At 34.5% G+C, this 14,427-nt stretch carries 10 protein-coding genes; 8 read left to right on the forward strand and 2 right to left on the reverse strand.

Annotated elements, in window-relative coordinates:
• Positions 1 to 96 precede the first annotated feature (96 nt).
• The 6 genes from AC07N0_RS05995 (at position 97) to AC07N0_RS06020 (ending at position 7,623) form a co-directional block, all read left to right on the forward strand.
• Entirely contained in the window at positions 97 to 264 is a 168-nt protein-coding gene (locus AC07N0_RS05995) for a PG1828 family lipoprotein (RefSeq protein ID WP_492801454.1), read from the forward strand.
• A gap of 109 nt (positions 265 to 373) precedes the next feature.
• Entirely contained in the window at positions 374 to 982 is a 609-nt protein-coding gene (locus tag AC07N0_RS06000) for a SprT-like domain-containing protein (protein ID WP_309922519.1), read from the forward strand.
• A 44-nt stretch (positions 983 to 1,026) separates the two neighbouring features.
• Positions 1,027 to 4,446: a type IX secretion system sortase PorU gene (porU, locus tag AC07N0_RS06005; protein WP_494588488.1), complete on the forward strand. Its 3,420-nt coding sequence runs from the start codon at positions 1,027 to 1,029 to the stop codon at positions 4,444 to 4,446.
• Positions 4,447 to 4,541: 95 nt separating this feature from the next.
• Positions 4,542 to 5,699 carry a type IX secretion system outer membrane channel protein PorV gene (porV, locus tag AC07N0_RS06010; RefSeq protein WP_494588489.1) on the forward strand — a complete coding sequence of 386 codons (1,158 nt, stop codon included), beginning with the start codon at positions 4,542 to 4,544 and terminating at the stop codon, positions 5,697 to 5,699.
• A 131-nt stretch (positions 5,700 to 5,830) separates the two neighbouring features.
• A complete protein-coding gene (locus AC07N0_RS06015) occupies positions 5,831 to 7,114 on the forward strand; it encodes a M16 family metallopeptidase (RefSeq protein ID WP_494588490.1) in 1,284 nt (427 codons plus the stop codon).
• 71 nt (positions 7,115 to 7,185) lie between these two features.
• Positions 7,186 to 7,623, forward strand: coding sequence for a CBS domain-containing protein (locus tag AC07N0_RS06020; RefSeq protein WP_309922504.1), 438 nt, complete (start codon positions 7,186 to 7,188; stop codon positions 7,621 to 7,623).
• 46 nt (positions 7,624 to 7,669) lie between these two features.
• Here AC07N0_RS06020 and AC07N0_RS06025 read toward each other — a convergent pair whose 3' ends face one another.
• Positions 7,670 to 8,584: a PfkB family carbohydrate kinase gene (locus AC07N0_RS06025; RefSeq protein ID WP_494588491.1), complete on the reverse strand. Its 915-nt coding sequence runs from the start codon at positions 8,582 to 8,584 to the stop codon at positions 7,670 to 7,672.
• A gap of 401 nt (positions 8,585 to 8,985) precedes the next feature.
• Between AC07N0_RS06025 and AC07N0_RS06030 the strand changes: the two genes are divergently transcribed.
• Positions 8,986 to 11,313, forward strand: coding sequence for a penicillin-binding protein 1A (locus tag AC07N0_RS06030; RefSeq protein ID WP_494588492.1), 2,328 nt, complete (start codon positions 8,986 to 8,988; stop codon positions 11,311 to 11,313).
• A gap of 71 nt (positions 11,314 to 11,384) precedes the next feature.
• Positions 11,385 to 12,401 carry a GntR family transcriptional regulator gene (locus AC07N0_RS06035; protein ID WP_492801460.1) on the forward strand — a complete coding sequence of 339 codons (1,017 nt, stop codon included), beginning with the start codon at positions 11,385 to 11,387 and terminating at the stop codon, positions 12,399 to 12,401.
• 37 nt (positions 12,402 to 12,438) lie between these two features.
• Here AC07N0_RS06035 and uvrC read toward each other — a convergent pair whose 3' ends face one another.
• The gene (uvrC, locus tag AC07N0_RS06040) at positions 12,439 to 14,250 is read right to left on the reverse strand and encodes an excinuclease ABC subunit UvrC (protein ID WP_494588493.1); all 1,812 of its coding nucleotides are present in this window, start codon (positions 14,248 to 14,250) and stop codon (positions 12,439 to 12,441) included.
• Positions 14,251 to 14,427 lie beyond the last annotated feature (177 nt).

The following is a 14,427-nucleotide window of genomic DNA, read 5'->3' on the forward strand; positions in this document are numbered from 1 at the left end:
CAATTATTAAGAAATACTTAAAATTTATTTACAAATCCTTGCATGGAATAAAAGTTGTACATAAATTTGTATCAAACAAACCCCAATCACAACGAAATGAAGAAATTTTTTGCATTCGCTTTAGTAGCTGGTATGATTTCATTAGCTGCTTGTTCAGAAAAGAAAGCTGAAACTACTACAACTGATACAGTAACTGTAGATACTACAACTGTAATTGATACTGCTGTTGTTGATACTGCTGCTGTTGATACTACAACTAAGTAATTATCAGTTTCCTTATGGAAAGAAAAAAGCCTTAACCTAGTTAAGGCTTTTTTTATGACCTCGTGTATTTCCTTCAGAAATCAACGAGGTTTTATAGTATATTAGCATCATGAAAAAAGAATTAGAAGTTTTTCAAAAATATTTCCCGAGCACAACTATTAATTACTGTTTTGACTTGTGGAGAACATACCAATTTAACTTTAAAATTACTCGTACCCGCCAATCCAAATTAGGTGATTATTCCTTTAGAAGAGATAAAGGACATCAAATTACGGTGAATGGCGATTTAAATCCCTATTCTTTTCTAGTTACTTATGTTCACGAAGTAGCTCACTTAGCTACTTTTAAACAATTTGGGAATAAGCCAAAACCGCATGGTAAAGAATGGAAAAAGTATTTTAAAGATTTATTTGTGCCATTATTGAATGAACAAATTTTGCCTATAGAGATAGTTATTCCATTGAAAGAATATCTACAAAACCCCTCTGCGACTACTCAGAGCTATTCGCCATTGATGAAAGAGTTGAGAAAATATGATCAATTATCGGATGATTGCTCAAAAATAATTTTAACAAATCTGGAAAAAGGCGAAATATTTGAATTGAATGGGAGGTATTTTGAAAAAGGAGATTTACGCAGAACACGTTTCTTGTGTACAGATAAAGCTAATGGCAAACGGTATGTAGTTTCGGCCATTGCGATGGTAAAAAAAATATAATTTTTGAAATCAGCTTACGTTTAAATAAAGTAAAAAATGTAGTCTTGAAAAAATCACTTATAAATAGTATTCTATTTTTCCTTTTCTTTTTTCCTTTAAAAAACTATGCTCAAAATTCAGTATTGGCAAAAGGTAACTGGATAAAAATTGGGGTAAAAAATAATGGAGTTTATCGATTAGAAGCTGAGTTTCTACAACGAAATGGCTTTGATTTAGCTAAAATCAATCCTCAAAATATTCAACTCTTTGGCAATGGTGGAGGAATGCTCCCTCAAAGCAATCTACAAAATAGGTCTGTTGATTTAACTGAAAATAATATTTATATTGAAGGAGAAGCCGACGGAAAGTTTGATGCCCAAGATTTTATTCTTTTCTACGGACAAAGTCCGAACAAGACCTATTATGATTCTGCAACGGGCTTGTTAAAGCACCAATTCAATATTTATGCTGATACTACTTTTTATTTTTTAACCCTTGCCGAAACCAAAGGATTAAGGATAAAAGACCAAGCGTCTGTAGCCGCGAAGAACAATATCTCAACATTTGATGATTATGTTTTTCATGAAGTAGACCAAAAAAACATTTTGGCACAAGCCCCTTTTGCTGGTTCTGGCAGAGAATGGTTTGGTGAAGAATTTTCGGGAACTAATGAGCAGGTTTTTGCTTTTAATCTTCCAGGAATTATCGCAACTTCAATGGTAAACATAACTTGTTCGGCAGTAGTATCGGCTTATGGGCAAACAGACTTTGTTATAAGAGCCAACGAGCAGGATTTGGGCAGAATGGCAATGTTGGCAATAGGTAGTGACCGATACGATTATAAAGGAGCCAGTGCGACAAAAAGTTTTAGTATTAGCGGTAGTGCCTTTGCTAGTACAGATGCCTTTAGAGTTGGCCTAACTTATGATAAAAAAACACTTACTTATGGCGTAGGATACTTAAATTATTTAGGTATTCAGACAAAAAGAGCTTTGAGGTTATATAATCAACAGACGATTTTTAGGGCTATTGAAAGTATAAACTACCCAACCGTAAATTATGTCATTGAAAAGCCCACAGCTACCTTTAAAATTTGGGATATTACTAATCCCCTACAAGTTCAAAATCAGGTATATTCTTCACAAAACCAGTCTGTAAGCTTTGGACTTACTAGCCAAACACTCAGAGAATTTATCATTTTTAGCAATGCTGATTTCCTTGCTCCAGTATCGACTCAGAAGATTAATAATCAAAATTTACATAATATAGATGTTCCTAATTTAGTAATAGTTAGCTCACCTTTGTTGAAAACACAAGCCTCACGTCTGGCGGATTTTAGAAGAGAACATGATAAATTATCGGTACTGGTAGTATCGCCAGAAGAAATTTATAACGAGTATTCTTCAGGGAAACAAGATATATCAGCCATTAGAGATTTTTTAAGGAGTCTTTATCAAAAAAAGCCTGACACCATCAAATATTTATTACTTTTTGGGGATGCTTCGTATGATTATAAAAAAAGACTGAGCGTAATTAATGATGAAACCAAGGCTATTTTAATACCCACTTATGAAAGTAGGGAATCATTACATCCTATTTTCAGCTATTCTTCAGATGATTACTTTGGCTTTTTACAGGATAATGAAGGTGAATGGACGGAGAACCAAGCTGGGAATCATAGCCTTGAGATTGGAATAGGTAGATTGCCTGTTAAGAATATAGAAGAAGCCAAGCAGATAGTAGATAAGTTGATAAACTATGGCACGAACAAAAATACAATTGGGCAATGGCGAAGCAAGCTAGCTTTTGTGGCTGATGATGATGATGGTAATATTCACCAGCAAGATGCTGAGGCTTTTGCCACCATGGTAAATATATTTTCGCCAGCTTATCAAACAGGGAAAATTTATTTAGATGCTTTCCCTTTGGTTTCTTTACCCGAAGGACAGCGGTCGCCATTAGCCAATAGTGCGCTTAATCAAGCTTTTCAGCAAGGGTCGTTAATTGTGAATTATAATGGTCATGGGGCTGAAACTGGTTGGACTGACGAACAAATACTGACGTTAAAAGACATACAATCTTGGACAAATTTTAATAATATGCCCTTGATGCTTACGGCAACTTGTCAATTTGGTAGATTTGATGACCCCAATCAGATTTCAGGAGCCGAGTTATCTATTCTGAACCCTAACGGTGGTGCAATTGCCTTATTAACCACCACACGACCTGTTTATCAAAACACTAATTTTTTTATTAATCAGGCCTTTTATCAAGCTGTTTTTACGCCTATTAATGGAGTAATGCCAAGATTAGGGGATGTGATGGTTTATACAAAAAATAATAGTTTGCAAGGAGTATTGAATAGGAACTTTTCATTGTTGGGTGACCCATCTATGAAATTAGCTTATCCTGAACATGAAGTAGCCTTTGTGAAAATAAATGGAAAAGAAATAGCCAAAGCCGATACTTTAAAAGCCCAAAGCAAAGTGACAATTGAAGGCGAAATAAGACTACTAGGAACACAGACAAAGGTAAATACATTTAGTGGCAAAGCTGTTATTACAGTTTATGACAAAGAAAAGAGTATTTCGACCAAGGGAAACAAGGGTGCAAAGTTCAATTATCAAGATTTTACTAATATTTTATTTAAAGGAGAAGTAAGTGTTTTGAATGGAAGCTTTACCAGTACTTTTGTTGTTCCTAAAGATATTAATTATCAGCTAGGCGAGGGTAAAATCTTTATGTATGCTCAAACTACTGATGGATTACTCGATGCTTCGGGTGCATTGAGCCCTATGATAGGAGGAGCGGATAATCGTTTGGAACAAGATAATACTCCACCCAGTGTAAAACTGTTTTTAAATGACTTATCTTTTATTGATGGAGACTTAACGAATGAGAGTCCGATTTTTTTAGCTAATATTGCAGACGAAAATGGTATTAACATCGCTAGTGAAGGATTGGGTCATGAACTATTATTAACGGTTGATGATACGCTGAAAATAATTGTAAATCAATACTTTATTGCTAATAAGGATGATTATAGAAGCGGACAAATAAAGTATCAAATCAAGAACTTAATAGCAGGAGAGCATCAATTAAAATTAAAAGTTTGGGATACTAATAATAATTCCACTGAGTCTTCGTTACGATTCAGAGTCAACGCCGAGAGTGAAAATACGTTAAAAAATGTATTTTGTTTTCCAAATCCTACAAGTGAAAAAACTACTTTCAGTTTTGAGCATAATCAAGAAGGAGATGATTTTAATGTAATTATCGAAATTTTTGATACTTTTGGGCATCTAATTAAACAAATAAAAGAAAATGCTTACCAAGTAAGCACACCATTTAATAAAATTTCATGGAATATTGTAGAAGATTCTGTTTCAAATGTAACTGGTAATTACTTTTATCGTATTTTTGTAAAGTCACTAACAACTGGATATCAAGCAAATGGAAGTGGCAAGATTATCTCGTTAAAATAATTTCCAGCAAAGAATATTTGGATAAATTTTGTAAAAAAAGGTTTATTGACTACTTTTGATATGCCTCGTTCCAAGAAACTTTAACCTTAAAGACAATGATTAAAAAAATTACCAGCGCTCTAAGAGTGACCCTGTTGTTTGGATTAACAGTGCCCGCTGTGAACGTCTTTGCTCAAACTCAAACTGAATTTACTAATGCACCGTCTCCAGTTATTCAATCTTTAATAATTACTCCTGATGCCCGCTCGGCAGCAATGGGCGATGCAGGGGTAGCCCTATCGCCAGGTGATGGCGATGCGAATAGTATTTTTTGGAATCCAGGAAAAATCCCTTTTTCTGGGAAAGATATGGCTGTTTCTGTATCATATACGCCATGGCTACGCCAATTGGTTAATGATATGGGACTTTTGAATGCTAGTTTTTATAAAAAAATTCAAGCAAATCAAGCACTAGGAATATCAATTCATTATTTTGATCAAGGTAAATTTCAAGCTACTGACGGTATTGGAAACTCTTTAGGAGATTTTTCTTCAAAAGAATATTCAATCTCAGCTTCTTATTCTCGTAAATTATCTGAAAAACTTGGACTTGGTGTAAATGTAAAATATATCAATTCTCAATTGTTCCCAATTACAGCTAATGCGATTGTCGTACAGAACGAATCTACAGTTGCTGCGGACATTGGTTTATTTCACACTTCAAAAAGGGATAAGCCTTGGAATTATAACTGGGGTGTAATGATTCAAAATATTTCAGGCCGCGTTTCTTATGGCTTATCAGAATCTAATTTTATTCCGACTAATTTCAAAGCAGGTTTTGCGGCTATCAATACGATTGATCAACACAATAAGTTGACATTGACAATGGATATCAACAAATTAATGGTGCCTACTCCAAAAAAGGTTAATGGTGTATTACAACAACCATCAACAGCGATTGGGGGTATTTTGGGCTCATTTGGTGATGCACCAGACGGGTTTAGTGAAGAATTGAAAGAAATCAATCTTTCTTTAGGGGCAGAATACTTATACAATGATTTATTCGCACTAAGAGGAGGATATTATTATGAAGATACTTATAAAGGAGGTCGTAAATATTTTACAGCAGGATTTGGAGTAAAATTAGAAAAGAAATTTGGACTAGATTTTGCCTACTTAATTCCAGTATCAAGTGGAAACGCATTAGCACAAACACTTAGATTAAGTTTACATGCTACTTTTAATTCAGCTCCAAAAGTAGCAACGACTAATTAATTTTGTATAAAATATTATTACAATAATAGAATGAATGGCATCTCGAACGAGATGTCATTTTTTTTAGTTTAAAATATTAGCCTATACCAGTGAACATTTATAAAGTCTAATAAAAATTAGCATAAAGAGAAATGATTGTAGATAGAGTAAAAAATCCAGATTATCAAACTATTCAGCAAGTAAGCATTCCAAAAATTGAAAGCATTTTCTTATCAAATGGCATTCCGTTGCATTATATCAGTGTTGGGGAACAACCTGTAGTAAAGCTCGAAATTAGTTTTGATGCAGGGAATTGGTATGAAAAAGAAAATGGAGTATCATTTTTTACTGCCAAAATGCTTGGAGAAGGCACAGCTAAATATTCGTCTTCACAAATAAGTGCTTTTTTTGATCAATACGGAGCCTTCATAGAGTTTGGTCATGGGCTTGATAGAGCAAATATTACGGTGTATGGATTAGCAAAGTATTTGCCTGCGCTTTTGCCCATGGTACAGGAAATACTCAATAATGCTACTTTCCCAGAGGATGAGTTAATAAAATTCAAAAAAATACAGTTACAAACGCTATCAGTAAACACTGAAAAAACTTCGTTTTTAGCCAATAAAATTTTTAGAAATACCATATTTGGAGATAATCATCCATACGGAAAATCTTTGGACGAAGAAGCTATCAATACTATTAGTCGTGCATCGTTACTTGAATTCTATCAAAGCTTCTGGTTAAATAAAAAGCCACGAATATTTTTATCAGGAAAAATAACGGAGACAGAAGTGAAGCTGGTAGAAGACTTTTTTGGAGATATTAAAGTGCAAGAGGGCGATAAAAAGCAATTGGATAATACCCAAGTCTATACAGCTGAGAAGAAGGAAATATTGATAGAGAGAGAAGAAAGCGTACAGTCGTCTATCAGAATAGGAAAGCAGATGATGACTCGCAAGCATCCAGATTATTTTAAAATGTTAGTTTTAAACGAGACTTTAGGAGGATATTTTGGCTCAAGATTGATGAAGAACATTCGTGAAGAGAAAGGGCTTACGTATGGTATTTCTTCTAATATTGCTCCTTTTTCACAAGCAGGTTATTTCGTGATTGGAACTGATGTTAAAAAGGAATACACGCAACTTACAATAGATGAAATCCATAAAGAAATAACAATACTTCAGAAGGAATTAATTGATGCTGAAGAACTAGAAGTTGTTAAAAACTATATGATTGGTTCATTTGCAGGCTCTTTGAATACGCCATTTGATATTTCAGACCGTTATAAGGTTATTTTTTCTGAGGGACTTCCTACTGATTTTTATGATTGTTATATCCAAAATATCCAAGCTGTTAATGCTGAGATGGTTATGGAAGTGGCAAATCAGCATTTATCGATAAATTCTTTAGATGAAATAGTAGTAGGTGGAAAATAAATTGACTTTTCGACTTTTTTATTTAGGATTTTTTTGCTAAATTATAGCATTATAACAAAATAAATAAAGCTATGAAAAGAGTATCTAATCTTATTTATCACAAAGGAAATACTGTTACTGTCATCGATGCTTCAAAAACTGTTTACGAAGCACTTGAGATTATGGCCCAGAAAAATATAGGGGCACTGGTAGTATATAATCAAGATGAGTTTGTAGGAATACTCACAGAACGAGATTATGCTCAGAAAGTAATTGTCAAAGGAAAACATTCTAATGATACTTTGGTATCAGAAATCATGGAATCAGAATGTCCCTCTGTTAAATTTGAAGATTCTATTGAAAAATGTATGGAGATAATGTCTGAAAGACATATTCGATATCTACCGGTCATTGCAGAAAAACACGTCGTAGGAATTGTTTCGATGGGAGACGTAGTGCGATATATTATTGAAGACCAGAAAGCAACGATTAGTCATTTACAAAACTTTATATCTGGCGGAGGAATGTGAAGATGTCGGATTACTAGACGATACAAATCTAGTAATCCGAAAAAGCTTAAATATCAAATCCAGCTAAATCTTTAAATTCATTGATACGTGAAGTAAGTTCTTCATCGCTCAGGTCAACAATTCTTTCTGTACCAAATTTCTCTACACAGAATGATGCCATTGCCGAGCCATGTACGATGGCTCTTTTCATATTTTCAAAGCTGATATCGTCAGTTTTAGCTAAATAGCCAATAAATCCACCAACAAAAGTATCTCCAGCACCAGTTGGGTCAAATACTTGTTCTAGTACCAAAGCTGGGCAGAAGAATAATTTATCACCTTGGAAAAGCAAAGCACCATGTTCTCCCTTTTTGATAATTAATGTTTTAGGCCCCATTGCCATAATCGTTTTGGCAGCTGTTCTTAAAGAATAATCACCTGAAAGTTGGCGTGCCTCCTCATCATTGATACAAAGTACATCAATCATAGTAAGTACTTTTTTCAAATCATCCATTGCAATATCCATCCAAAAATTCATTGTATCCATTACAATTAATTTCGGGCGTTTTGCCAAACGTTCGATGACTGTTATCTGTACTGCTGGCGTCAAATTACCCAACATTAGGTATTGGCAGTCTTGGTATTGTGCTGGGATAATGGGGTCGAAAGTGCCTAAAACATTTAATTCAGTAACTAAAGTATCACGAGAATTCATATTGTTGTGATAACGACCAGACCAAAAGAAAGTTTTTTCTCCTTTTTTTATTTGTAATCCAGTAGTGTCAATTTCTTTACTTTCAAGAAGTTGAATATATTCTTGTGGGAAATCTTCGCCTACAACCGCTACAAGGTTTACGGGAATTTTGAAGTAAGAGGCAGACAAAGAAATATATGTTCCTGCACCACCGATGATTTTGTCTGTTTTGCCGTAGGGTGTTTCGAGGGCATCAAATGCTACCGAACCAATTGCTAATAAACTCATTTAGAATATTTTAGAATATTGAAATAATCATGCAATTTACGACTTTTCAAGTGTTTATATATAGGCGTTATTTATAAAGTTGGTATTTGAGGGATAAAAATCCGCAGAAATGCTTGTGTAAATTTTATATAAAACTGTCAAAATATTGTATATTGATAAAAACCTCAAAAGGAAATCATCTCTTTTACAATTTTTAAAAAACCAAGACGTTCTCTGCAACAGAAATACCATTTTGCAATTGGCTAAAGTGCAGGTATTTGCAGGAATTCAATATTTAATTTTTAAATTTGTAAGATAGTTAATTTAATATCAGTGCTCATTCATATCTTAGGGAACTTGCAGGTTTAAGTTTGTTACCACTTAAATATAATCCTTTTATAAATCCTTATTGAAAATTACCCATGATTCAATTTCAAACTGGTAAATACAAACTAATCATAAAACGGCTATGGAGGCTGTCGATTATTGGTTTTGTTGCTTTTATACTCTATATCTTTGCTGTTCAATATAACTTCTTATGGCTTTTTGGCGGGATGCCTAGTTTACAAGAACTAGAAAATCCAAAGAGCCAGATTGCCTCTGTTTTGATTTCTGAAGATGGTGTAGAATTAGAAAAATATTTCCGTGAAAATCGCTCACCGATTGAGTATGAAGAGCTTTCTCCTAATATCATCAATGCTTTAATTTCAACAGAAGATGCCCGTTTTACACAGCACTCTGGCATTGATTTAAGAAGTACTTTCAGGGTTATATCACATTTTGGTAGCGCTGGAGGAGGAAGTACGCTTTCACAACAATTGGCCAAAAACCTTTTTGATACACGTAGGCTAGATCAAACAGAAGATGGCCCAAGTTATAAAGGATTGTTAGCAAAAATCCCATTGGTCAGGACGATAATCGCCAAAACGAAGGAATGGATTTTAGCCATTCGTTTAGAAAGCCGTTATACCAAACAAGAAATACTTAAAATGTATTTAAACGAAGTAGAGTTTGGAAATAATGCCTACGGAATTAGAGTAGCTTGTAAAACTTACTTTGGAAAAAGTGTGGGGAATGTATCCGTAAAAGAAGCTGCGACTTTAGTAGGAATGCTACAAAACCCTGCCATGTACGACCCTCGTCGTCATCCAGAAAGATGCCTTGTTCGTCGAAACGTTGTGCTAGGTCAGATGAATAAATATGAACATCTGTCGGAAGGAGAAATGATATCCTTGCAAAATGAACCGTTAGATTTGAAATTTAAAGTAGAAAATCAAAACACTGGACAAGCTCCTTACTTTCGCGAAGCTGTAAAAAAACAACTACAAGCCCTCCTTGCTGATATTAATTCAACCAGAGACGATGATGACCAATTGAATTTATATACTAGTGGTTTAAGGATTCATACAACCATTGATTCAAGATTGCAGGCTTATGCTCAAACATCTTTGGAAGACCACATGAAGGCCGAACAAAAGTTGTTTTATGCACACTGGAAAGGCAGAAACCCGTGGGTTGATGAAAGAATGCACGAAATCAAAGGGTTCCTGAAAAGTGCAATGAAACGTACTCAGCGTTATAAAGCATTGATGGAAGAATTGGATGGAGATGAAGAGGCAGTTTGGAAAGTATTGAAAACACCTGTGAAAATGACGGTATTTTCTTGGCAGGGAGATAGAGATACTACCTTATCACCCCTTGATTCTATGAGTTATTACAAAAGAATCTTGAATTGTGGATTCATGGCGATGAATCCGAACGATGGGCATATCAAAGCTTGGGTAGGAGGAATAAATTTTAAATATTTTAAATTTGATCACGTAAGACAAAGTAAACGCCAACCAGGTTCTACTTTCAAACCATTTGTGTATGCAAGTGCCCTTGAAAATGATGCAGTAAGTTTGTGTGAAAATGTAGTTGATGAGCCAGTAACGTTTGGCCCAGAAGATGGAATAGACAGACAATGGACACCACAGAACTCAACGGGTAGTTATTCTTATGCTTCCATGTCGCTTCGTCATGCTATGGGGCTTTCTATTAACTCCATTTCTGCTAGGTTAATGAAGTTATTAGGACCAAGAAAAATAGCAGAATTTGCCAATAGGGTAGGTATTCAGAGTAGTTTGATGGAAGTTCCTGCTTTATGTTTGGGTGCTAGCGAGGTGTCGGTATATGAACAAGTAGCCGCTTATAGTACTTTTATCAACCAAGGCTATCGTATAGAACCTATCATGATTTTGAGTATTGAAGATAAAAATGGGAATGAATTAAGACGTTTCGAAACAACAACTAAACAGGTAATTAGTACTGATTTAGCCTATAAGATGACTTATATGTTGAAAGGGGCTGTGCAAGAATCAGGCGGAACGGCTCAAGGATTGAACCGATATAACTGTGCACAAGGTAATGATATTGGTGCAAAAACAGGTACTACGTCTAATTACTCAGATGGTTGGTTTATGGGCGTTACTCAGAACTTAGTAGCTGGTGTTTGGGTAGGAGGCGACGACAGAAGTATTCACTTTAGAAGCTTGGCACTCGGACAAGGAGCAAAAATGGCTATGCCTGCTTATGCTAATTTTATGGATAAAGTATATGCTGACCAGTCTTTGGCAATAGCAGGTTTCAAGAAAGAACCTTTTAAAAAACCTGACGGAGCAGATTTAGGGTGTAACTCTTATACCGTAGATTCAACGCAAGTACAAATGCCTACTGCTAAACCCAAAGAAGAAGAAGGCTTTTTGAAATAAAATCTTGAATTTTCGATTCATTTAAATTTGGAGAGAAAATGAGTGTAATAATTGTCGATTAAACCCCATCAATGAAAAATAAATTACAAATCGAACCTAAAGCTCAAAAACCAAAATATCAACAAATTGTAGATGAAATCATTGAGAGAATCCAACAAGGACTTTTAAAAAGAGGTGACCAACTCCCGACAATTAATGATATTACGGCGTCTTTGGGTGTTGCTAGGATGACAGTAATTCGAGCCTACGAAGAGCTTCGAGAAAGAGGAATTGTGGCTGCACAGCATGGCAAGGGATATTATGTTGCTTCAACTAATATTCAGGCTTCCATGCACGTTTTTGTGCTTTTTGATGCCATGAACTCTTATAAAGAAGTACTTTTCCATGCCATGAAAGAGGCGCTAGGAGAAAATGTTTCTATTGATTTGTTTTTTCATTATCACGATTTGAAGGTTTTTGAAAACGTAATTATTAATAATATTGGTAATTATAATTTCTATATTATTATGCCTCACTTTAATGAGGATGTTTCGGATATTGTTACGCAAATATCTAAAGACAAATTATTGATTTTAGATATTGATGTCGAGCAACTGGATGAAGAATATGCAGTTTTATACCAAGATTTTGAACAGAACTTTTATCAAGGACTCACAGAAGCGATTCCGATGTTGAATAAATACGAAAGTTTAACATTGTTCTTGAGTAAAAACCAGTTTCAGTACACGCCCAAAGGTATTATAAAAGGGTTTAGTAAATTCTGCGAAGCACACAATGTAATAGGAGAAGTAGTAGATAACCTCGATGTTGAAAACCTACAAAAAGGACACGCATATATACTTTTCTTAGAGAATGACTTAGTCCGTTTTGTCAATTATACCCATAAAAAACAGTTGAAACTAGGAGAGGAGATAGGCTTACTTTCTTATGATGATACACCGATTAAAGAAATCTTAGCTGAAAACGGCATTACTACTATCTCAAACGACTTTGTTCAGATGGGAAAAATGGTTGGAAGAATGGTGCATAATCGACAAAAAGGAAAGATTGCTAGCGCAAGCTCATTGATAGTAAGAGGTTCATTATAACATCATTCACAGAAGAATGATGTTATAATGACAGCTATTATTGGTCGTTAATTACTTTTAATTGCTCTTTTAATTTTAACGCTTTTGCTCTGCCTAATAGGGTTTCTAATTCCTCCGAAGTAGCCTTATAAATATTACTTACAGTACCAAAGTGCTTCAATAGTTTTTCGGCTGTATTTTTTCCGATACCATCAATGCTTTCTAATTGACTAATGATAAAGTTTTTAGAACGCTTATCTCTGTGTTTAGTAATACCAAATCTATGGGCTTCATCACGAAGACGTTGTATTAACTTGAGTGATTCCGACTTTTTATCAATGTATAGTGGAATGCTATCTTCTGGGAAATAAATTTCTTCTAGTCGTTTGGCGATACCAATAATCGGAATTTTTCCATAGAGTCCCAAGTTTTTCAATGCATCTGCCGAAGCACTTAATTGTCCTTTGCCACCATCAATAATAATCAAATCAGGCAAATCTGCCTCTTCTTGCAGTAATCTTGAATACCTCCGCGTAACTACCTCGTGCATGGTAGCAAAATCATTAGGACCCTCAACTGTTTTTGGGGTAAAATGTCGATAATCTTTTTTAGAAGGTATCCCATTCTTAAAACACACCATTGCCGATACAGGGTTTGTGCCTTGAATATTAGAGTTATCAAAACACTCTATGTGGCGTGGTATTGATTTTAATTGCAAATCATTCTTTAAGGTAAGCAAAATCCTCATTTTTGCATCACCTGCACTTTCCTCAGAGGCTTGTCGGTCGGCTTTTTCTTTCTTAAAGTATAGCACATTTTTCAAAGACATCTCCAAAAGCTTTTTCTTATCTCCAATTTGTGGAATGGTATTTTCAACTCCTTTCAACTCAACTGACAAGGGGATATTAGTAATTACCTCTTTCGCTTCGCTTTCATACTTATCACGCATCTCCCATACCATCATGGTCAATATATCTTCATCGGTTTCATCCAACTTTTTCTTTACTTCTAACGACTGAGTCTGCGTGATAAAACCATTCAATACTTTCATGAAATTAAAATAGAAAGCATTTTCATCTGAAACAATTGAAAATACATCAACATCCCTAATGTTAGGATTTACCACCGTTGATTTACTTTGAAAATTAACAAGATAAGCTAGTTTTTCTTTGAATTCCTGTGCTTCTTCAAAGGCTAACTTAGAGGCTGCCTCTTGCATTTTTTCTTCAAAATATTGCTTAGGAAGGCTCATATTGCCTTTCAAAATATTCTTAGCTTGGTCTATTTCCTTTAGATAATCTTTTTCAGTTTGTAGTGCTTCACATGGACCCTTACAATTACCAATATGGTATTCTAAGCATACTTTAAACTTTCTGTCTTCAATATTTTTATGATTAAGGTTCAAATTGCACGTTCGGAAAGTGTACAGCTGATTAAACATTTCAAGGATAGCATACATCGCTTTCTGATTAGCAAAAGGTCCAAAGAAAGTCCCCATTTTTTTATCCACCCTTCTGATGGTAATAATTTTGGGGAAAGGCTCATTGGTCACACAAATAAAAGGGTACATCTTATCATCCCTCAACAAAATATTATATTTAGGTTGAAACTTTTTGATAAGTGTATTTTCTAAAAGTAAGGCATCGAATTCAGTGTGAACAATGGTAAATTCAAGATTTTTGATTTGACTAACTAAACGTTTTGTCTTTCTATCATGCTGATTCGATTTGGCAAAATAACTACTTACTCTATTCTTTAAATTTTTGGCTTTTCCTACATAAATAACAGTTCCTTCTTCATCGAAATATCTATATACCCCCGGAAGTTCTGGAACTTTAGCCAAAGCACTTTTATAATCAAACTCATCCATATCATTTTATTTAAAGTACAAATTTACTAAATAAAATAACCACCATTTTGGAAAAATTTTACTTAGATTTTTACAAGAAAATTGTAAAATAAATGCTGTACGGGTTTGTTGGCTTCTCTGTAAAAAAATAGATTTTTCTTATTTTTAAATTATTTTAATAGTAACGCTCTATATCTA

This window comes from Arcicella sp. GW821-FHT09D11, from assembly GCF_059416265.1.